Raw genomic sequence first — 20,986 nt, forward strand, 5'->3', positions numbered from 1 at the left:
ACGAGCGCTGTAGAGACGTGTTGCCTTGCGAGGAGAACCCCCAATGAGTCATGTGTTGGACGACCTGGTCGACCTGTTGAGCCTCGAATCCATCGAGGAGAACCTGTTCCGTGGACGCAGCCAGGACCTGGGCTTCCGTCAGTTGTACGGTGGGCAGGTGCTGGGCCAATCGTTGTCGGCGGCCAGCCAGACAGTCGAGGACGCCCGCCATGTGCATTCGTTGCATGGCTACTTCCTGCGCCCGGGCGATGCCAGCCTGCCGGTGGTGTACTCGGTGGACCGCGTGCGCGATGGCGGCAGCTTCAGTACCCGACGGGTGACGGCGATCCAGAAGGGCCAGACCATCTTCACCTGCAGCGCGTCGTTCCAGTACGACGAGGAAGGTTTCGGGCACCAGGCGCAAATGCCTGACGTGGTCGGCCCGGAAAACCTGCCCACCGAGGTGGAGCTGGCCCGCGCCATGGCCGACCAGTTGCCCGAGCGTATTCGCGACAAAGTGCTGTGCGCCAAGCCAATCGAGATCCGCCCGGTCACCGAGCGCGACCCGTTCAACCCCAAGCCCGGCGACCCGGTGAAGTACGCCTGGTTTCGCGCCGACGGCAACCTGCCCGACGTACCCGCCCTGCACAAGTACCTGCTGGCCTATGCCTCGGACTTCGGCCTGCTGACCACGGCGTTGCTGCCGCATGGCAAGTCGGTGTGGCAGCGCGACATGCAAATCGCCAGCCTCGACCATTCGCTGTGGTTCCATGGCAACCTGCGCGCCGATGAGTGGCTGCTGTACGCAACAGACAGCCCCTGGGCCGGGAACTCCCGCGGTTTCTGCCGCGGCAGCATCTTCAACCAGGCCGGGCAACTGGTGGCATCGTCGAGCCAGGAAGGCCTGATTCGCCATCGCAAGGACTGGGCATGAGCCTGGGCGAGGTGCGTCACTGGGTGTTCGACATGGACGGTACCCTGACCGTGGCCGTGCATGATTTCGACGCCATTCGCGTGGCGTTGGAGATACCGGCCGAGCACGACATCCTCACCCACCTGGCGGCGTTGCCGGCAGACGAAGCGGCGGCCAAGCATGCCTGGTTGCTGGAGCACGAACGCGACCTGGCGGTAGCCTCCACGGCGGCCACCGGGGCGGTGGAGCTGGTGCGCGAGTTGGCCGGGCGCGGGTGCCGGCTGGGCATCCTGACCCGCAATGCCCGCGAGCTGGCGCATGTGACGCTGGAGGCCATCGGCTTGGCAGACTGCTTCCCGGTGGAGCACATTCTTGGGCGTGACGAAGCGGCGCCCAAGCCAAGCCCGGATGGGCTGCTGAAAATTGCCGGTGCCTGGGGCGTGGCGCCGAGCGAGCTGGTGATGGTGGGGGATTACCGGTTTGACCTGGACTGCGGTCGTGCAGCGGGTGCGCGCACGGTGCTGGTGAACCTGCCGGATAACCCATGGCCGGAGCTGGCGGACTGGCATGCGGCCGATTGCCGGGCACTGAAGGTGATGCTGGGCTGATTTTGTGTTGGCAATGCGGGCCTCTTCGCGGGCATGCCCGCTCCCACAATGGCACTTGCTCCCTGCGCGACAGCGCAGCCCAACTGATTTACTGATTTAGCAATGACTTTGTGGGAGCGGGCTTGTCCCGCGAACCCCGGCGCAGCCGGGGCCATCCATCGCGTCGCCTGCTTCGCGGGGCAAGCCCGCTCCCACAGGTATTGCGCGAGTCTCAGGGCTGTGGTGCCCCTGTGGGAGCGGGCGTGCCCGCGAAAGGGCCGAACCTGTCTATGCTGAACCCCATTCTTTCCTCTGATACGGAGACCCACCCATGACCAGCAAGGCCATCTACGTACAACCCGGCGGCGGCTACGACAAGGTCGAGGTCGGCACAAGCGAGGCCGCTGCCCCCAAGGCCGGCGAAATCACCGTGCGCCTGCACGCCAGCTCCCTCAACTATCACGACTTTGCCGTGGTCAGCGGCATGTGGGGCCCGAGCGAGCGGCGTATCCCCATGGCCGATGGCGCTGGTGAAGTGGTTGCGGTGGGCGAAGGTGTCAGCGAGTTCCAGGTGGGCGACGATGTGGTCAGCACCTTCTTCCCCGACTGGCTCGACGGCCAGGCCAACGTCGAAGGCTTTGGCAGGGTACCCGGCGACGGTCTCGATGGTTATGCCCGTGAGCAGGTCACTGCCCGTGCCACCGCGTTCACCCTGGCCCCCAAGGGCTTCAGCCACGCTGAAGCGGCTACCCTGACCACCGCAGGCCTCACCGCCTGGCGTGCGCTGATGAGCGACGACCACCTCAAACCTGGCGACACGGTACTGGTGCAAGGCACCGGTGGTGTGTCGATCTTCGCCCTGCAGTTCGCCAAGCTGGCTGGCGCCACCGTGATCGCCACGTCGTCCAGCGACGCCAAGCTGGAGCGCCTGAAGGCCCTGGGCGCCGACCACCTGATCAATTACAAGAGCACCCCGGCTTGGGGTGAGAAGGTGCGCGCGCTCACCGGCAACCGCGGTGTCGACCATGTGATCGAAGTGGGCGGCCCGGCGACGCTGGAGCAGTCGATGATTGCCGCGCGCATCGGTGGGCATGTGTCGCTGATTGGCATCCTTACCGGCGTGGCCGGTCAGCTGCCGCTGGTGCAGGCGCTGGTGCGGCAGATTCGTCTGCAAGGTGTGCTGGTGGGCAGCCGCGCCCAGCAGCAGGCGATGGTGCGGGCGATCGATGCCAACGGCCTGCGGCCGGTGGTGGACAAGCACTTCGAACTGGAGCAGATCGTCGAAGCGTTCCGCTACCAGGAAAGCAACCGGCATTTCGGCAAGATCTGCCTGACCTGGTGAAGGCTGGACTCCCAAAGGCCCTGCCCATACGCGGGACCTGTGTGAGCGGGCGCACCCGCGAAGGGCTGCGCAGCGGCCCCTAGCCCGGCAGCAAACGGTCGCGGCTGTTGGACAGGTGCAGGCAGACCGCCGCCCTCGCTGCGTCCGGGTCTTGCCGGCGGATGGCATTGAGGATTGCCTCATGCTCCAGGTTGGCCAGATACGCCTGCCGCGCCAGCTTCGCCCCCCCGCGTTCGGCCAGGGCTATGCGGTTGCGCGGGATCAGGCTGTTGCCCAATTGCAGCAGCATCTCGGTGAAGTACAGGTTGCCGGTAGCCTCGGCAATCAGCAGGTGGAAGCGTCGGTCGGCCTCGATACAGCTGTCGCCGGCGGCTGCCAGGTCCTGATAGTCATCCAGCGCCTGGCGCATGCGCACCAGGTGCCCCTCGTCACGGCGCAGCGCAGCCAGGGCGGCGGCCTGGCCTTCCAGGCCAATACGCAGTTCCAGCAGGTCACGCACATTCGCCGCGCTTTCCGCTGCCATACGCAGCCCGGCCTGGGCCTGGCGCGCCATCACGAAGGTACCGATGCCGTGGCGCGGCTCCACCAGCCCGGAGGCCTGCAACTTGGACAAGGCCTCACGCACCACCGTGCGACTGACCCCGTGCTCGCGCACCAGCGTGTTCTCTGAAGGCAGCTTGTCGCCCGGCTTGAAGGTGCCCAGCAAAATCTGTTGGGTCAGGCTGGAGACAAGGTCATGGGCGCGGCTGTGGCCGTGCTTGCGGGCGTTTTCGGGTTCCATGCTGTGATCCGTTTCGCGCTTAACTTGTACGACAAGTTAAACCATCAAATTATTTTTTGCCGATTTTTTGTGCCTTCAGACTGCTGTTTAGCTTCGCTGTTTTTGAAAGATCGCAGCATGTTTACATTATGACAGCTTGTATTTTGCTTTTTTACCGACATTGTTGATCTTGTCGTACAACATCGCCACGCATATGCTCATCCCCACTGCCATGTCAGACAACCCAGACCCGCACAAAAACAATTAGTGGGAGATTTGCAAGTGAACGACACCCTCACTCCGTCTGCCCGGCACGACAGTGACGCCTTGGCCAGTGCCGTGGCCAAGGTCAAGCGTCATGTCCTGCCGCTGTTTGTCATCATGTTCATCGTCAACTACCTCGACCGCGTCAATATCGGTTTCATCCGCCCGCACCTGGAAAGCGACCTGGGCATCAGCGCTGCGGCCTATGGCTTTGGCGCCGGCTTGTTCTTCATTGGTTATGCGTTGTTCGAAGTGCCTTCGAACATGTTGCTGCAAAAGGTGGGGGCGCGGCTTTGGCTGACCCGCATCATGTTCACCTGGGGCTTGGTAGCCACGGCCATGGCCTTTGTGCAAAACGAAACCCAGTTTTACGTGCTGCGCTTTCTGCTGGGGGTTGCCGAGGCGGGCTTCTTCCCTGGGGTGATCTACTACTTCACCCGCTGGCTGCCAGGCGCCGAGCGCGGCAAGGCGATTGCCATCTTCCTCAGCGGTTCGGCGCTGGCTTCGCTGATTTCCGGGCCGCTGGCCGGGGCGTTGATGCAGATTCAGGGCCTGGGTATGCATGGCTGGCAGTGGATGCTGTTCATCGAAGGCATGGCCTCGGTTGCACTGTGCTTCTTCGTGTTTTTCTGGCTGGATTCCAAGCCGCAAGATGCCAAGTGGTTGAGCCAGGCCGAGCAGGACGCGCTAGTGGCCGCCATCGACCGTGAGCAACGTGAGCGTGAAGCCGTTGGTACAGTCAAGGCATCGGCCTGGACCCTGCTCAAGGATCGCCAGATCGTGCTGTTCTGCGTGATCTACTTCTGCATTCAGTTGACCATCTACGCTGCCACCTTCTGGCTGCCTAGCATCATCAAGCGCATGGGTGACCTCAGCGACCTGCAGGTCGGCTTTTTCAACTCGATCCCGTGGCTGATCTCGATCCTGGCCATGTACGCCTTTGCCGCTGGTTCTGCGCGCTGGAAGTTCCAGCAGGCCTGGGTAGCCGGTGCCCTGTTGGTCGCCGCCATCGGCATGTTCATGTCCACCACCGGTGGGCCGGTGTTCGCCTTTGTCGCCGTGTGCTTCGCGGCCATCGGGTTCAAGTCGGCATCGTCACTGTTCTGGCCGATCCCGCAGGGTTACCTGGATGCCCGCATCGCGGCGGCAGTGATCGCCCTGATCAACTCGGTCGGCAACCTCGGCGGCTTTGTTGCCCCCACCACCTTCGGCCTGCTGGAGCAGCAGACCGGTTCGATCCAGGGTGGGCTGTACGGCCTGGCCGTGACCTCGGTGCTGGCGGCCATTGCCATCTTCTTTGTACGCACTCGCCCCAAGGGCGCCCCTACCGATGACCTCAAGGCCCCCTCGGCCCTGGGCCATACCCACTGATGACTGCGAGACAACAATCATGACTATGCAGACCAATCCCGCCGTTCATACCAGCACTCCGGTGGTCACCGACCTGCGCGTTATTCCCGTGGCCGGCCATGACAGCATGCTGCTGAACCTCAGTGGCGCCCATGGCCCGTATTTCACCCGCAACGTGGTAGTGCTGCGCGACAGCGCTGGCAATACCGGGCTGGGCGAGGTGCCTGGCGGTGAAAACATTCGCCAGACCCTGGAAGACGCCCGCAACCTGGTGCTGGGCCAGCCGATCGGCCACTACCAGCGCGTGCTCAATGCCATGCGCCAGACCTTTGCCAGCCGTGACTCGGCTGGTCGCGGCCTGCAGACGTTTGACCTGCGCATTACCGTGCATGCGGTAACGGCCATCGAGTCGGCACTGCTCGACCTGCTTGGCCAGCACCTCAACGTGCCTATGGCGGCCTTGCTGGGCGAGGGGCAGCAGCGCGATGCGGTGAAGATGCTGGGTTACCTGTTCTACATCGGCGACCGTCAACACACCGACCTGGCCTACCGCAATGAGGCCGATGCCGATGACGACTGGTTCCGCGTGCGCCACGAGAAGGCCTTGACCCCGGAAGCGGTGGTGCGTCTGGCCGAAGCGGCCGAGCAGCGCTATGGCTTCAGCGACTTCAAGCTCAAGGGCGGTGTGCTGCGTGGCGAAGAGGAGATGGAAGCAGTGACGGCGCTGGCCGAGCGCTTCCCCGAAGCCCGTATCACCCTTGACCCTAACGGCGCCTGGTCACTGAAAGAGGCCATTGCCCTGTGTCGCGACAAGCATCACGTACTGGCCTATGCCGAAGACCCCTGCGGCGCCGAGAACGGTTACTCGGGCCGTGAGGTGATGGCCGAGTTCCGCCGTGCCACCGGCCTGCCCACCGCCACCAACATGATTGCCACCGACTGGCGGCAGATGGGCCATGCGATCCAGTCGCAGGCAGTGGATATTCCGCTGGCCGATCCGCACTTCTGGACCATGCAGGGCTCGGTGCGGGTAGCGCAGATGTGCAATGACTGGGGGCTGACCTGGGGTTCGCATTCGAACAACCACTTCGACATTTCGCTGGCGATGTTCACCCAGGTGGCGGCGGCGGCGCCGGGCGAGATCACCGCAATCGACACCCACTGGATCTGGCAGGACGGCCAGCGCCTGACCCGTGAGCCGCTGCGCATTGTCGACGGGCATGTGCGGGTCCCGGCCCGGCCGGGGCTGGGGGTGGAGCTGGATGAGGACCAGTTGGCCAAGGCCCATGAGTGCTACCGCAACATGGGGCTGGGGGCGCGGGATGACAGCGTGGCGATGCAGTTTCTGATCCCGGGCTGGCGCTTCGATCACAAGCGGCCTTGCCTGGTGCGTTGAGGCGGTTACAGGCCCGCAGTGCAAAGACAGCCCCGGGTGACCGGGGCTTTTTTGTGAGTAGCTGAAATCGCCTGGGCCGGCACTGGCAACCCACATCCAGATGAAAAACAAAAGCTCCAGATGGCGAGGTGGCGCGATCGGGCATGCCATTCGCGACATCTGGCGGTAATGGAACTGCCCTGTCGTGATCGAACAGTTCCGGGGCGTTCTCGTGTAATTTCCCGCAGCCCTGCAAGGCTTAAATGAAGCCCGAACCGCACGGACATGTTGCTCTGTGATGCGCGCCAAAGATCAACAACAGCGCGCGAGCAACCTGTCGACTTACTGATTTGAAAGGAGATATTTTCGCCTACACCTGCCCGTCCATCCTTGTGTCAGCAAAAAGAGAACAACATCAATGAGCACCGTGGGATCTGATGGCAACCTTGCACAAGGTTTCAAGCCTCGTCATGTAACGATGCTGTCCATCGCCGGCATCATCGGCGCCGGACTTTTCGTAGGCTCTGGCCACGCCATCGCGGCGGCCGGGCCAGCTACCATAGTTTCTTATTTCGTGGCCGGAACCCTGGTGGTACTGGTCATGCGCATGCTCGGCGAAATGGCCGTGGCACACCCTGATACCGGGTCATTTTCCACCTACGCCGACCAGGCCATCGGCCGCTGGGCCGGTTACACCATTGGCTGGCTGTACTGGTGGTTCTGGGTACTGGTGATCCCTATCGAAGCGCTGGCTGCCGGGCATGTGTTGAATGCCTGGTTCCCGCAGGTGGACAGCTGGATCTTCGCGCTGGCTTCGGTGCTGCTGCTGGCCTGCACCAACCTGTTCAGCGTGGCCAAATACGGTGAGTTCGAGTTCTGGTTCGCCATCCTCAAGGTTACGGCGATTCTGGGTTTCATCGGCCTGGGCTTTGCCGCGTTGATGGGCTGGTTGCCTAACCGCGAGGTCAGCGGCCTGAGCGGGCTGATGGCTGAATATGGCGGCTTCGCTCCGAAAGGTTGGTCGGCGGTGGTGGGTGCGTTCATCACCGTGATGTTCAGCTTCATCGGCACCGAGGCAGTGACCATCGCCGCGTCCGAGTCCAGCGACCCGTCGCGCAACATCGCCAAAGCCACCCGCTCGGTGATCTGGCGTATCAGCACCTTCTACATCCTGTCGATCTTCGTGATCATCTCGGTGGTACCGTGGAACGATCCGCAGTTGGCAGTGGTGGGCTCATACCAGCGTGCGCTGGAAATCATGAACATTCCCAACGCAGCGTTCATGGTCGACCTGGTGGTGCTGGTGGCAGTGACCAGTTGCATGAACTCGTCGATCTACATTGCTTCGCGGATGATGTATTCCCTGGCCAAGCGCGGTGACGCCCCGGCCTTCCTCAACAAGACCTCCAAGGTTGGCGTACCGCGCGCTGCCGTGTTTGGCAGTACCCTGATCGGGGCAGCTATCGCCGTTCTCAACTACTTCGCGCCAAAGGGGGTGTTCGAGTTCCTGCTGGCCAGCTCTGGGGCCATCGCCCTGCTGGTGTACATGGTCATCGCCATCTCGCAGCTGCGCATGCGCCGCCGCCTGGAGCGGGAGAACACCGAGCTGAAGTTCCGCATGTGGCTGTTCCCGTACCTGACCTGGGCGGTGATCATCTTCATTGCCGGGGCCTTGGCGGTGATGATGTACACGCCCGAGCACCGGGTAGAGGTAAGTTCTACGTTGGGCCTGGCGATCGTGATTTCCTTCCTGGGGATCGTTACCTCGCGCGGCCATGTGCAACCTGTGGGGGCGCGGTCGATGGGGTGATTCAGTTCACCTGGCGGTAGGGCGAAGGGCACCCGAGGATGGGTGCCCTTTGTTTTTCAGGGCGACGGTCAGGCCGTCATCATCTCGATGTACCTCATCACCGCCGGCGCTTTCTCGAAGCGCCGGTGAACCAGGCTTAGCCACGAGCTAGCTTGGCAATCGACGACCCGCCGGTAATTCACCTGTGGCAGGTTGATGCGCTGCACCACCGATTCCGGGACGACGGCAACGCCTTGCCCCAGTGATACCAAGGTAATCACTGCCACCAGGCTGCCGGGTTGTGAGCCAAGCCTGGGGACGAAACCACCTTGCGCGGCCACTTCCAGCGTGCCGGAAATTTGCTCGGGCAGGATGAAGGATTCGTTGGTCAGGCGCGAGGCCGGGATCTGCGGCATTTCGTTGATACGCGAGCTGGCGGGCAGGGCGAGGACGAAACCTTCCTGGTGCAAGGCGATGGCTTCCAGTTCGTCAGGCAGCTCCATCGGTGAGCGCACGTAGGCAAGGTCGAGCAAGCCGTCGCGGACCATGCCGGGCAGTTCGGCCATGGGCAGTTCACGGATATTCAGGCGCACGCCAGGGCAGGTTTCGCTGTAGCGGCTGACTTGCTGCTGGAGCATGCCCGAGTAGGCGGCCGAAGCCACGTAGCCCAGTTCGATACGCCCGCTTTCGCCGCGGGCGGCCTTTTGTGCGCCCAGTTGCGCCGCATCGAACTGACGCACGGCGTGCTCCGCCTCGATCAACAATGCCTGGCCGGCGGCGGTCAGGTTGACCTCGCGCTGGCTGCGCTCGAACAGGCGTACGCCCAGTTCGCGCTCCATGTCCTGGATCTGGCGGCTGAGAGTGGGCGGGGCGATCTCCAGTTGCTCGGCGGCACGGGTGAAATGACCGTGGCGGGCGACGCAGAGGAAATAGCGGAAATGGCGGATTTCCATGGGTGTTACCTACAGGGTAATGACGCAGGCCGCCGGGGCTAACAACGCTTTGGGTTGGCGGCGTTATGGTTGAGGCCAACACTACAAGGCTGGTGGCTTGGGGGTAAAGGCCGCTTGTGGAATAGCCGGGCACTGCTTTGCAGGGGGCTGCACCGCTCGCGAAGGTTAGGCAAAACCTGTGGGAGCTGGCTTGCCTGCGATGGGCTGCAAAGCAGCCCCCGGCGATGCTGCAACTTGACCGTACCGCCAAGCCAACCCGCTCTGCGCCCTGATCATTCTCGACACCAACATCGTCGCGGTCAGTCTGCCCAGTATCGCCCGTGACCTGGCGGGCTCGTTCGCCGATATCGAGTGGGTGGTCAGCGCCTACCTGCTGGCTTTTGCTGCCTGCCTGCTGCCTGCCGGTAGCCTGGCCGACCGCTTCGGCAGGCGGCGCATGCTGCTGCTCGGCCTGGTGCTGTTCGGCATCGCTTCGTTGGCTTGTGGTGCAGCGCCAAGCCTGTTGTTCCTTGACATGGCCAGGGCCGCCAAGGGTGTGGGGGCAGCGTTGTTGCTGACCTCGGCACTGGCCGCCATCGGCAACCGCTTTCATGAGCCGCAGGAACGCATGCGCGCCTGGGCCTTCTGGGGTGCCTGCATGGGTGCCACCATCACCTTCGCGCCGCTGTTGGGCGGGATAATCGCCAGTACCTTGGGCTGGCGCTGGATCTTCTACATCAACCTGCCGTTGGTGGCAGTGCTCGCGGTCATGGTGCTGTACAGCGTCGATGAGTCTCGCGACAGTGCGGCGGCCCGGCTCGACCCATGGGGCAGCCTGACTTTCGCCGGCGGCCTGGGTTACCTGATCTGGGCGATGATCGATGCCAGCCAGGTGGGCTGGGGCAGTGCGCAAACGCTAGGTAGGCTGGTGATCAGCGCCTTCCTGTTCGGCGTGTTCGTCATGGTCGAGCGCAGCCAGCAGCGGCCAATGATCGACCTGCGGCTGATGCGCAGTGCGCGTTTCGTCGGTGCCTTGCTGGGCATGTTCGCCTACGCCGCTTGCGCCCAGGTGATGATGACCCTGCTGCCGTTGTACCTGCAGAACGGCCTGCAGCTGTCGGCCCTGGCCGCGGGTGCGGGCATGTTGCCATTCGCCGTGGCCATGCTGCTGATGCCGCGGGTTGGCATGCGCCTTGCCGCGCACTGCAGCGCTGCGCAGGTGTTTGCGCTTGGGCTGATGCTGGTGGGGGTAGGCAACCTGTTGTGTGCCTGGGCTGCAAACCATGGCGGCTACAGCGCGTTTGCAGTGGCCAGCCTGGTGCTAGGTGCGGGCGCCGGGCTGCTCAATGGCGATACGCAGAAGAACATCATGGCCTGTGTGCCCCGTGAGCGTACTGGCATGGCGTCGGGGCTGAGCACCACCACGCGGTTCGGCGCGATCGTGCTGGCAATAGGTGTACTGGGCGCAGTGCTGGCCGCCCGTACCGGCCAGTTGATGAAGGAGGCGATGGCAGTGGTGGCCCCAGCGCACCTGGGAGAAGTTACAGCGATGGCCACGCGAGTGGCTGCCGGTGACCTGGCCGCCGCGTTGGCCATGCTGGATCCCGCCTTGCGTGCCGAGGTTGCTCCCTTGGCTCGGCAGGCGTTCATCGGTGGTTTTGAGAGCGTGCTGCACGTCGCAGGCATTGCCGCCATGGTGTTTGCCATTGTGGTGGGTGTGTTGCTGAGCCGCCCGCCAGTGCAGCTGGAGGCGTGGGCAGAGCACGGTGCGTGAGCCCTCACGCGGCGTTACAGGATAGCGTTTTGCAATTATTTCTCCCGGGCCCTCAACTATTTCGAACGGCGAATGTCATTGATTGCGGGCCTGTTGAGTGATGCCAAAGTGCAATGAGCACCATCTGCCGCCCTGATGGCAAAAAGCCGCTATCGCACAAAACTGTGTAGATGGTGGAAAATCACGTTTTCGCCATACCAAGGCAGTACCTTGGGTAGAAGAAACCGCCCTTGAGCATCGGGCGATTCCGCCAGCGGTAGCCGCAATCTACTGTTTGGTGCGTGGCTTAAAAATGGATTTATCCCTTGTTTTACAAGGGTTTTAGTAAAAGTAGCGCTCAGTTCTATGGATACTCACGGAGGAGGGCTGGACCAAGATTCAGGTTTGTCATGGAGGATACGCTGCAAACCCCGCCATCAACCCTGCCGATCTTCCTGATCAGGTGCTGGAGATCACGGTTTACGTGGCCTTCAGGGCTTTTCGCACATTTTTCCGACCGCTGACTTCAGCCATTTTAAATGTCCGAATGGTCAGGTTTTGCACATCGAAAATATAGGTCGACGGTAATTTTTTAGAGTAGGCCGGTCAGCGCTGTTGTGCATGCCGGCGAGGTGCAGTAAACACCACCTAATTCGTTGATTTCCCCAGTGTAATCAGGGCTATAGCCCTGATTTTGGCGTGGCCGTATTGGCCGGCGCCCCGCTTTGATTTTGGGTATTTAGCGTCAAAAGCTTTTACATTGGTGTGCAGAAATGCGTCGCGGATTGCAGGTATTAACCCAATCTGTCAAAATTTCGCTGTTGCACATTTCTAAGTCTTGGATGAAAATGCTGCTTCATGGAGCGAGATATGGACGAACTGGGACCAACCACAACGTCATGGGGCAGCGGTGCGGGCGAGGATGTGGATGTTCGCGCGCTACGACGCTACAACCGGTTGCTGGGTGTTTTGCTGGATATCGGGGAGTGGGCCTGCATCGGCTTGCTGCCTTGTGTAGCGGTGGCCGCCATCTGGCTGGTGACGCAAACGAATTTTGAAAATGTCGTGTTCTATGACGGAACCGACTCGATTTGCATTTACGACGGAACGACAGGGGAAATCCGCAATGTCGAGTAAGGAAACCCAACACGGAACCCCTGATGGTGATGCGCCGCAGGCCCGGCGGGGCACCGATGAAGAAAAGCTGCTGGAGCTGGCACTGGACGAAACGCCCGGTGAGGCCGCAGCCACCGTCAGGGAAGTCAAGCGTCTGCAGCTGGAGTGCCTGGATCTCAAGCGCCGTAACAAGCGCGTCTGGGGGCAGCTGCTGGCCCTGACTTGCGTGTTCGGCGTAACCATCGCGGCGGTGGTGTTCTGGTACCCGAAGTACCGCTGGATTCCGACGATTGACAACCATGCCATCTGTGAAGTCTCCACTGAAAGCAACCCGCGCGTCACCCCTGCGACGCTGGCCGAGTACGCCAAGGATGCGGTGGTCAACTCGTACTCCTACGACTATGTGAACTACCGCTCCAACCTCAATGCCGCAGGTGCGCGCTGGTACACCGATGAGGGGCGCAAGGCCTTCCTGAAGACGCTTGACGATTCCGGCAACCTGGAGCGCGTGCTCAAGGGGCGGATGATCCTGCGGGCCATGGCCACCCAGGTGGCCCAGGTCGAAGAAAGCGGTGTGCTGGCGAGCGGGCAGAACTACTGGGTGGTACAGGTGCCGATTGCCATCGAGTTCTATGTCGGCGGTGATCAGCAAGCACGCTCGCGCCAGGATTTCCTCGCAGCCGTAACCATCGTCCAGATCCCCGCTTCGGCCACCAACACCAAAGGCATCGCCGTCGATTCTGTTCAGCTGTCGCCGTACACCTCAAGGAAGTGACCATGAAGAAGCATCTGATCGCATCGTTGCTTGCGAGCGCTATCGCCATGCCGGCATTTGCCAACGAGGCGCCAGAAGCGCCGGCCGCCCAGGGTGGCATGGGGCAGATTGGCGCGACGCAAGCTGGCGAAGCTCCGCCCCAGCCACCGATGAATGGCCTGGGCCGGCAAGTATCCAGTGTTGCTCAAGTGGTCTACCCGCGCCCGGAAGATGTCATCAGCGACACGGTACAGGACGTTCAGGATTCGCAGCTGACGTCGTCGCAGGTAGAGCTGATCAAGCAGCTATGGCTGGAGCGTGAAAAGCAGAAAGCCACGGCCTACATAAGTCCGGCCAAACCTGTGACCCGCACGCTTGCACTGAACCTGGACCCGGGCGTGTCGCCACCCATCGTTCGCCTGAGCAAGGGGCAGCAGTCGTCGATCGTGTTCTCCGACTATGCCGGGCAGCCATGGATGATTCAGAACGTGTCGATCAACCGCGAACTCTTCAGCGACGGGCGCGAGCGAGGCGGTCAGAACGGACAGAACGGCACTGCCGCACCGACCAACATCCTCACCCTGGACCCCGCCACAGCGGCGGCCTACGGCAACGTCACCGTCACCCTGCGCGGGCTGGCCACGCCCATCATCCTGATCCTGGCTGCCGGCCAGGAAGAAGTGGACATGCGCGTGGATGCGAAGGTACCCGGGCGTAATCCGGATGCTGCGGCTTCTGTGGCAATGCTGAGGATGCCGGGTATCGATGATGCGCTGACCTACTTCCTGGATGGTGTGCCGCCGAAAGAGGCCAATCGCCTGAAGGTGACCGGGCTGGAGGGCGTCGAGGCCTGGAGCTATGGCCCGAACATGTACGTGAAAGCCAAGGCTGATGCGCAATACCCGGCCTACACCAACGCTGCGCGAAGCACCACCGGTGTGGCGGTGTATCGCTACGCGGGCCTGCAGAACAGCGTCACGTTCACGACTGGCGGGCAAGCCGTAACCGTCTTCATCGAGCAAGGGAATCTGCAATGAGTGATCACAACATGCCGCCGAACGACTCGGGCTTCGATGAAGAGGACGAGCACCTGGTAGCCGACCGCGACGGGCCGGCTGGCTCGCACGTGAAGAAGGCGCGCAAGTCCGATGAGATGCAGCGCAATCTGCACGCCGTGTTCGGTTCCGGTGTGGGCAAGGTGTCGCTGATCGCGGCCGGCCTGGTGGTGCTTGCGCTGGGGGCGCTGGCCTACAACGGCATGACCAGCAAGGACGAACCTGTCGGCAAGGCCTCTACGGTGGATGTCCCGCGTGCACCGCAGCCCGAGGTGTCGGTCGACCCTATTTCCGCTGCCGAGGCGGAGCGTCGCAACCAGCGAAGCTCGCTGGAGGCCGAGCAGGCTGCCGAGCGCGGCATGTCGTACCAGCCTGGCTTCGACCCCAATATCGTTCAGTCCACCGGCAGGGATGCTGCCCGTGGCCAGAATGCCCAGTTCAATGTGCCCGGGCAGCCGTACAACGATGCCAGCATGCAGCCGCCGCCGATCTATGTCGGGGCGGGGCAGCCGCCCCGCGAGGCCGCCCAGAACCAGCGCGCCGGCGCGAGCAACGCACAGTCTGATGAACAGGAACGCCTGCGCCTGGAAGAGCAGCTGAAAAAGGCCGAGCAGCAGCGCGACCTGTACGTCAACGAGCTCAAGGCCGAGACGCTCAAGTCGATCAAGCAACTGATGGGTGAGTCTGAAAGCGCAAAAGGCTTCGCCGAAAAAAGCAGCTTCAGCACGGTCAGCTATTACCCGACCGAGCGTGCTGGCAGCAGCGAACGTGATGGCGTGTTGCGTGCCGGCAACGACAAGAACAAGAAGGACCCCAACGACATCGAGGCCGTGGGTGACACCGACCGGGAGTTGCTCATCAAGACCGGTACCATCATGTACGCCACGCTGGATGCGGAGGTCAACACCGACGACGGCGGCGACGTGCTGGCAACCATTCGTGGCGGCAAATGGAACGGCTCCAAGCTGATCGGCAAGATCGAACAGGCGCCGGACAACATCCGTGTGAAATTCACCATTCTGGCGCCACCGGTGAACGATTCCCGCCCGACCATGCGCATCAGCGCCGTGGCGCTGCGAGAGGATGATGCCAAGCAGGGTATTGCCGAGACCAAGGACCACCACACCATGGAGCGCTACTTCGCCCTGGGGGCTGCCTCGCTGCTGTCTGGCTACGGTCGGGCTTACCAGCAGACGGCAGGTACCACGATCATCAGCCCCAGCGGTGTAGTGGCCCAGACCACGACCGAGCCTTCGACCAAGCAGGTCATCGGTTCGTCGGTGGGCGAGATGGGTACCGCGATCGCGTCGGAAGTACGCCGTGGGTTCAACCGTCCGGCTACCTACGCAACACCTGCGAACAAAGGCTTTGGCCTGTTCTTCCTGCAAGACGTTCACGATCAATCTCGATAAGGAGTTCGACATGAAGAACTGGTCATTCGGAAAACTCATAGGCGTTTTTGCCGGTAGCTTCGTGGCGCTGATCGTGGTCGCCGTGGTCGTGATCAAGGCCTCCTCGTCGCCGGTCGCCAAGGCCAAGCGCACAGCGCAAATCCAGGCTCAGTCGGCACAACAGCCACGCATGGATGTGCTGAGCATCGAGCTCGCCAAGTCCAGGGAGCAGGCGCAAGCGGCCCTGCAAGCCCAGGAGAACAGTGAAAAGCAACTGAAGATCGTGCGTGAGGAATCGCAGCGCAATACCCAGCTGCTGCTGAGCCAGATCAAGAACCTGGATAACAGCATGTCCCAGCTGGCCCAGCGCATGAACAGCTACGAGCAGAACCGTCAGCGTGTGGAAATCGTCAAGCCGCCGCGCAGGGCGCCAGCACCTGCCGCGTCGCAGGGGTACGCCAGAAGCGCTCACCCGATTCCGCAATCGAGTGGCTACAAAGTGCAGGCCGTGGTCGGGCACCGGGCCTGGGTGAAGAATGGTGAGAGTGAAGACAGCGTAAAGGCCGGCGACACGTTGCCACCGGTGCAGCGCGAATTGAAGGTGCTTTCAGTTGATCGCGACAGCGGTATTGTAGTGACTTCACCCGCTCTTTAAACAAGGACGTTGCCATGGCGGCCGGATTTGCCGATCTAGTAGATGTATTGGTCAATATCGGGAAAGTAATCCCGACGGCGATCATGATGTGCCAGGGTATTGCCGCACTTATCGGTCTTTACCTGACAGGTGCTGCGTTGATTGAAATCTGGGGTGTTACCCATGACAACGCATTGAAGTATGTAGCCGGGCGACAGCGTTTTTCTGTCGGCTCCGCCTGTGTGCAACTGGTGATCGGCTCTATTTTGCTGGCCATTGGCACACTGGAGTGGATGGGGATCATGTCGCGAACGTTGACCGGGGATTATGCCAACTCGCGCATGTTGTCCTATTCCTCTACCGGCACCACGTTGCAGCAACAGGCACAACTGGCCACGCTCGCCCTGCTGGGCATCATGCAGGTGGTCGGTCTGATTGCCATGGTGAAAGGTTGGTTGACGGTAAACGGTTATTACAACAATCAAACTCAGGCCGGCCTGGGGACCGCCAGTGGATGGATCATCGGCGGTGTGCTGGCGTGGAACTTCAAATGGTTCAGCGATGTACTCAACAACACAATCGGATTCAATCTGGTTGGACTTTTCACGCCGTGGTCGTAACGGCTTTTCGAAATATGAAACCCAAGGAGCGTCACTCATGAAAGCACTCAAAACCCTGAAAGCTGCTTACGATTCGGCCAAAGTTCGTGCGACCACTGCAGTTATCGGTGCCCTGGCAGCACCGTCGGCATTTGCCATTACCAAGACTGACCTGACCCAGGACACCTCGGGCGGCAAGACCGCTGACGACGTGATGACCAACATCGACAATACCGCTCAGGGCGGCGCCACGCTGCTGATCTCGCTGGTGTCGATTGGTGGTTTCGTGGTCGTTGCCATTTCGCTGTACACCCTGTGGAAAGCGTCGAAGGATGAGCGTGAAAAGCCGATGTCGGCCATTGTCGGCCTGTTCATCGGTGGCCTGATGGCGGGTGTCGGCACCGTGATGTGGATCATGCGCAACACCATGGTCAACTAAGGCTGCGCGCCGCTGACCCTAAAGCGGGGCGCCAGGCCCCGCAATTTCCAGACAGTTTCGGGGATATCGGACGTGAGCGAAACAAACTCTGCGCAGGGCAGGGCAGTGACTGTGCCCACGCTGGCGAGTGGTTATGTCAGCCGTACAGCCAACCAACCGGTATTCGGCGTGCGCCGGCCACTGTGGCGCTCTGACGATGATCAACGAAAACTGTTCAGTGAAGCGCACAACACACTGCGCACTTCGGTGTGGCAACGCGACAATTACACCTGTCGCTTCTGTGGTTTCAAGTCTGCCAAGTTTCAGGAACTCCATGCGCTGGATGGCAATGCCGACAATTGCACCAAGGACAACCTGATCACCGCGTGCAACTTGTGCCGCCAGGTTCATCACCTGGGTGCCTGCGCCATGAATGGCACCGGTTTTTTCGTGGCAGTTCAGGAATTGACACAAACCGAGATCAACAACATTGCCCGGTGCATCTATGTCAATGAGTTGCTCGGTGACAGGGCGGTCAACGAGAAACTGACCAGCCTGTTGGCAGCGTTCCAGTTTCGCGGTGGCGACACGCTCAAGGACGTATTCGGCGGAGAAGTGATCACGGTATTGAGTGTGGCCGAAACCCTCGCAAGCAAAACACTTGTCAGCGATGAAGAATATGAAAGACGTGCTGAATGGTTGGCCCCGCTGCGGCTGTTTCCAACCAAGGGCGCGTTCAAGGATGGGCAGCTTGAATATTACGCGGCCAATAACCGCGCCTTGTTCCTGCCCGGCAACTGGTCGGCATTGACCGGCCAGCTACTGAAGCAATTCGCTTGATGCAACCTGAAGCAGAGCTGATCAGCCTCGCCATTGAGAACCTTACACAGGAAGAACAAGGAAATGTTTAACAAACTCGAGGCGGTGATCCTGACGGTTCTGAGCCAGCTCAAGGCAGACGTGCAGGACTATTGCGACCTTGAAACGGTCGACGGTGGGCAGTCCATCGTCGCCAACGACGGTTCACTGGCGTCCATCGTACGTTTCAACGGCACCAAGAGCGTACTGGGGCGCGAACAGTTCGAGCGCCTGGTGAGCCTGCTGGAAGCGTCGCTTTCGGTGTACTTCAAGGTGCGCGGCCATCACCTGCAGATTGTCTTCAGCCGCGACCTGGATGCGACTGCGCCGCTGGAGCAGAACGCCTCGCAGCAGGCAGCAACTGCCGAGCGGTTGAACCTCAACGTGCGGCACCTGATCAACGAGGGCGTGAGCAAGTACGCCCAGTATGTGTATGACGAAGAATGCTACCTGGTGTTCTGGTCGCGGCCCGCGCTGCTTGACCAGACCGAACGGTCGATGGCGCGCGAGGCGCTGAACGAGTTCAGGAAGGCATCGGAATGGCCGGCCACCGCCGAAGCGCAGAACCTGTTGCGGCCCATTTCCTACCTCAAGGACCGCCACCTTTCCTTTGTCACCAAGATTTCCGAAGACCTGACGTCCCCCGAGTTCGGTTGCTCGGCGGATGTGCTCGACGTCAGTGAAGCAATCCGCGCCATCCGCGCGAAGGTGAACCCCGACATCACGCCGCGTACCTGGAAGCCCTACATTCCGGGCAGCGCCATTCCGATGCGCTGGAAGACCAGCAAGCGCAGTGGGGACATGTCAGAGTTCATGTACCCAACGCTGCCCAGCCAGATCATGGTCACGTCGGCTGAAATCGGCAGTGGCGAGCGCACCAGTCTGCTGCCCGACCCTACCAGCGTGCGGGTTGGCTCGCGCGTGTATGCGCCGTTGCTGATGTCGATTCCACCGGCAGAGCCGCAATACTTCAACACCCTGTTCAACAGCCTCAACCGCGCGGAAACCCAGGAAAACGGTGTGTCACGCGCCTTGCCGTATTCGGTGTCGATCATGCTGTCGTCCGATGGCATGAGCGTGCTGGCCTGGAAAAGCCTGTTTGCCCAGTTGCTTTCGGTAACCTCCGAGCAGAACCGCAACATCAACCTGGCCACCAAGGAGCTGCGCGAGCGGGTGCGTGACGGTGAGTGCATGGTCAAGCTGCAGGTTGCCGCCATGACCTGGGCCAGCCCGGACGAGAAAGGCGTGAAGGAGCTTGCGCTGCGCAAGTCGAAGCTCTGGCGCACGCTGGAGTCGTGGGGCCAACCGGTGTTCATCGAGCGTACCGGCAACCCGATGCAGGCGTTCCAGTCCAACTGCCTGGCCTTGACCACCAAGCATCTTGGCGACCCTGCCGCAGCGCCGCTTGGCGATGCCGTGGCCATGCTGCCGCTGACCCGGCCAGCCTCGCCGTTCCAGGAGGGTTCGACCATCTACCGCAGCCTGGACGGCAAGATCCTCAAGTACCAGCGTTTCTCGTCTCAGCAGACCACCTGGATCACGCTGATCGCAGGCAAGCCGGGTTCGGGCAAGTCGGTGCTGATGAACAACAACCACTTCGAATCCTGCCTGATGCCGGGCCTGACCGGCCTGCCTTACATCGGCATCACCGACATCGGGATTTCCTCGTCCGGTTTCTGTGACCTGGTGCGCGACAACCTGCCCCCCCGGCTTCATCACCTGGTGGTGTACAAACGTTTGCAGAATGCCAGGAAAGACTGCATCAACCCGCTGGATACGCCGTTGGGCCAACGTTATCCACTGCCGAAAGACCGTGAGTTCAACAAGAACTTCCTGACCATTCTAGTGACGCCGCCCGAGCGCGAAAAACCCTATGAAGGGATGAGCAACTTCGTCGGCCGGATGGTTGACCTGGCCTACCGGCGCAAGGACGACAAGATCGAGCGGGCCAGCCCGGAAACCTACAAGCCGGGGCACAACGATGTCGTGGATACTGCCGTGGCGCAGCTTGGCTTCCGGATTCTTCCGGCGACCACCTACTGGGAGCTGGTCGACGCGATGTTCGATGCCGGCATGGTGTACGAGGCAGAGGTGACCCAGCGCTACGCGGTGCCAACCCTCAATGACCTGGTGGCGGTGGCGTCGACCGAGGAGGTGCGGGCCGAATACGAGGGGTCCGGCGAGGTCGGGCGTAGCCTGGTCGACGCCTTCATCCTGGGTATCCGCGAGGCGGTGGGTGACTTCCCGGTGTTCTCCGATCACACCCGCTTTGACGTGGGCAGTGCCCGCATCGTGGCCCTCGACCTGCAGGACGTGGCGCTGCAAGGCTCTGCATCGGCGAAAAAGCAGACGGCCTTGATGTACATGATCGCCCGCCAGTGCTTCATGAAGAAGGTGGCCTTCTCGAAGGAGGACTTCCCGTTCTTCACCGAGAAGTACCTGCCATTCTACGAGCGCCTGGTGGCGGACCTGGTGGATGAATACAAGGTCATGTGCATGGACGAATTCCACAAGACCGGTGGCCACGTGGGCTTGCAGGAGCAGATGCAGACCGATGGCCGTGAGGCCCGTAAGTGGAACATGGAGATCATCCTGGCTTCGCAGTTGATGGAAGACTTCGGCCAGCTGACCAAGATCGCCACGGCCACCTTCATCCTCGACTCGGGTACCAAGGAGACCCGCGACTGGCTGCGCAAGAACATCGGCCTGTCCGACACCGAGGAGCATGCGCTGGTCAACTTCGTGCACGGGGCCAACAAGCATGGCTGTACCTTCCTGGCGCGCTTCGAAACCAAGAACGCCACCTACAGCCAGCTGTTCACCATGTCTGCAGGGCCGATGCGCCTGTGGGCACTGACCACCACCGCCGAGGACCGGAAACTGCGCACCATGCTCTACGAGCACATGCCGCGCCCGGACGCACTCGCATTGCTGGCCCGCCGCTTCCCGTCGGGTGGCTGCAAGGACATGGTGGAGCGGCTCAAGCGCGAGACGTTCAAGGATGTCGAGTTCGTCGATGACGACATGGAGCAGTCCGTGATTGCGCGCATCGCCAAGGATCTGGTCGCTGACTACATCAGCGCCAGTGCATACGAAGACGTAGTGTGAGGGAGTGAC

18 protein-coding genes are annotated in these 20,986 nt (G+C 61.6%); 16 read left to right on the forward strand and 2 right to left on the reverse strand.

Going from position 1 to position 20,986, the window contains the following annotated elements:
- The first annotated feature begins 43 nt into the window (after nucleotides 1–43).
- The 3 genes from tesB to AC07XM_RS14140 all read left to right on the forward strand — a co-directional run bounded on the left by tesB (nucleotide 44) and on the right by AC07XM_RS14140 (nucleotide 2,821).
- A complete protein-coding gene (tesB, locus tag AC07XM_RS14130; RefSeq protein ID WP_016489316.1) occupies nucleotides 44–913 on the forward strand; it encodes an acyl-CoA thioesterase II in 870 nt (289 codons plus the stop codon).
- Entirely contained in the window at nucleotides 910–1,500 is a 591-nt protein-coding gene (locus AC07XM_RS14135) for an HAD family hydrolase (protein ID WP_016489315.1), read from the forward strand. Before tesB ends, AC07XM_RS14135 begins: the two co-directional genes overlap by 4 nt.
- Nucleotides 1,501–1,810: 310 nt before the next feature.
- Nucleotides 1,811–2,821 carry a zinc-dependent alcohol dehydrogenase family protein gene (locus AC07XM_RS14140; RefSeq protein WP_016489314.1) on the forward strand — a complete coding sequence of 337 codons (1,011 nt, stop codon included), beginning with the start codon at nucleotides 1,811–1,813 and terminating at the stop codon, nucleotides 2,819–2,821.
- Between the two features lie 79 nt (nucleotides 2,822–2,900).
- Here the strand turns inward: AC07XM_RS14140 and AC07XM_RS14145 are convergent, their stop codons facing one another.
- Nucleotides 2,901–3,602, reverse strand: coding sequence for a FadR/GntR family transcriptional regulator (locus AC07XM_RS14145; RefSeq protein ID WP_095116510.1), 702 nt, complete (start codon nucleotides 3,600–3,602; stop codon nucleotides 2,901–2,903).
- Nucleotides 3,603–3,863: 261 nt separating this feature from the next.
- Here AC07XM_RS14145 and AC07XM_RS14150 point away from each other — a divergent pair, with 261 nt between their 5' ends.
- From AC07XM_RS14150 to AC07XM_RS14160, 3 genes are all read left to right on the forward strand, one after another.
- On the forward strand, nucleotides 3,864–5,216 hold the full coding sequence (locus AC07XM_RS14150) for an MFS transporter (RefSeq protein ID WP_016489312.1): 1,353 nt from the start codon (nucleotides 3,864–3,866) through the stop codon (nucleotides 5,214–5,216).
- Nucleotides 5,217–5,235: 19 nt separating this feature from the next.
- The gene (gene gudD / locus AC07XM_RS14155) at nucleotides 5,236–6,591 is read left to right on the forward strand and encodes a glucarate dehydratase (protein ID WP_070086784.1); all 1,356 of its coding nucleotides are present in this window, start codon (nucleotides 5,236–5,238) and stop codon (nucleotides 6,589–6,591) included.
- Nucleotides 6,592–6,988: 397 nt separating this feature from the next.
- Nucleotides 6,989–8,380 carry an amino acid permease gene (locus AC07XM_RS14160; RefSeq protein ID WP_016489310.1) on the forward strand — a complete coding sequence of 464 codons (1,392 nt, stop codon included), beginning with the start codon at nucleotides 6,989–6,991 and terminating at the stop codon, nucleotides 8,378–8,380.
- 68 nt (nucleotides 8,381–8,448) lie between these two features.
- On the opposite strand, the gene AC07XM_RS14165 is transcribed toward AC07XM_RS14160, so the two are convergent.
- Nucleotides 8,449–9,312, reverse strand: coding sequence for a LysR family transcriptional regulator (locus tag AC07XM_RS14165; RefSeq protein WP_102689283.1), 864 nt, complete (start codon nucleotides 9,310–9,312; stop codon nucleotides 8,449–8,451).
- A gap of 268 nt (nucleotides 9,313–9,580) precedes the next feature.
- Between AC07XM_RS14165 and AC07XM_RS14170 the strand changes: the two genes are divergently transcribed.
- From AC07XM_RS14170 to AC07XM_RS14215, 10 genes are all read left to right on the forward strand, one after another.
- Nucleotides 9,581–11,065 (forward strand): MFS transporter, encoded by a 1,485-nt coding sequence (locus AC07XM_RS14170; protein ID WP_102689282.1) that lies wholly within the window; start codon nucleotides 9,581–9,583, stop codon nucleotides 11,063–11,065.
- Between the two features lie 849 nt (nucleotides 11,066–11,914).
- A complete protein-coding gene (locus AC07XM_RS14175) occupies nucleotides 11,915–12,181 on the forward strand; it encodes a hypothetical protein (RefSeq protein ID WP_016489307.1) in 267 nt (88 codons plus the stop codon).
- A complete protein-coding gene (locus AC07XM_RS14180; protein WP_016489306.1) occupies nucleotides 12,171–12,935 on the forward strand; it encodes a DotI/IcmL family type IV secretion protein in 765 nt (254 codons plus the stop codon). Before AC07XM_RS14175 ends, AC07XM_RS14180 begins: the two co-directional genes overlap by 11 nt.
- Nucleotides 12,936–12,937: 2 nt before the next feature.
- Nucleotides 12,938–13,951 (forward strand): DotH/IcmK family type IV secretion protein, encoded by a 1,014-nt coding sequence (locus AC07XM_RS14185; RefSeq protein ID WP_016489305.1) that lies wholly within the window; start codon nucleotides 12,938–12,940, stop codon nucleotides 13,949–13,951.
- Nucleotides 13,948–15,381: a DotG/IcmE/VirB10 family type IV secretion system protein gene (locus AC07XM_RS14190; protein ID WP_016489304.1), complete on the forward strand. Its 1,434-nt coding sequence runs from the start codon at nucleotides 13,948–13,950 to the stop codon at nucleotides 15,379–15,381. The genes AC07XM_RS14185 and AC07XM_RS14190 overlap by 4 nt, the downstream gene beginning before the upstream one ends.
- A 10-nt stretch (nucleotides 15,382–15,391) precedes the next feature.
- The gene (locus tag AC07XM_RS14195) at nucleotides 15,392–16,015 is read left to right on the forward strand and encodes a hypothetical protein (RefSeq protein ID WP_016489303.1); all 624 of its coding nucleotides are present in this window, start codon (nucleotides 15,392–15,394) and stop codon (nucleotides 16,013–16,015) included.
- A 14-nt stretch (nucleotides 16,016–16,029) separates the two neighbouring features.
- Nucleotides 16,030–16,614 carry a hypothetical protein gene (locus tag AC07XM_RS14200; protein WP_016489302.1) on the forward strand — a complete coding sequence of 195 codons (585 nt, stop codon included), beginning with the start codon at nucleotides 16,030–16,032 and terminating at the stop codon, nucleotides 16,612–16,614.
- A gap of 37 nt (nucleotides 16,615–16,651) precedes the next feature.
- On the forward strand, nucleotides 16,652–17,032 hold the full coding sequence (locus tag AC07XM_RS14205; protein WP_016489301.1) for a hypothetical protein: 381 nt from the start codon (nucleotides 16,652–16,654) through the stop codon (nucleotides 17,030–17,032).
- A 168-nt stretch (nucleotides 17,033–17,200) separates the two neighbouring features.
- The gene (locus AC07XM_RS14210; RefSeq protein ID WP_224372397.1) at nucleotides 17,201–17,851 is read left to right on the forward strand and encodes an HNH endonuclease; all 651 of its coding nucleotides are present in this window, start codon (nucleotides 17,201–17,203) and stop codon (nucleotides 17,849–17,851) included.
- Nucleotides 17,852–17,914: 63 nt separating this feature from the next.
- Nucleotides 17,915–20,977, forward strand: coding sequence for a putative type IV secretion/conjugal transfer ATPase (locus AC07XM_RS14215; RefSeq protein ID WP_016489299.1), 3,063 nt, complete (start codon nucleotides 17,915–17,917; stop codon nucleotides 20,975–20,977).
- The last annotated feature ends 9 nt before the right edge of the window (nucleotides 20,978–20,986 follow it).

Source organism: Pseudomonas sp. GW460-LB5, assembly GCF_059423245.1.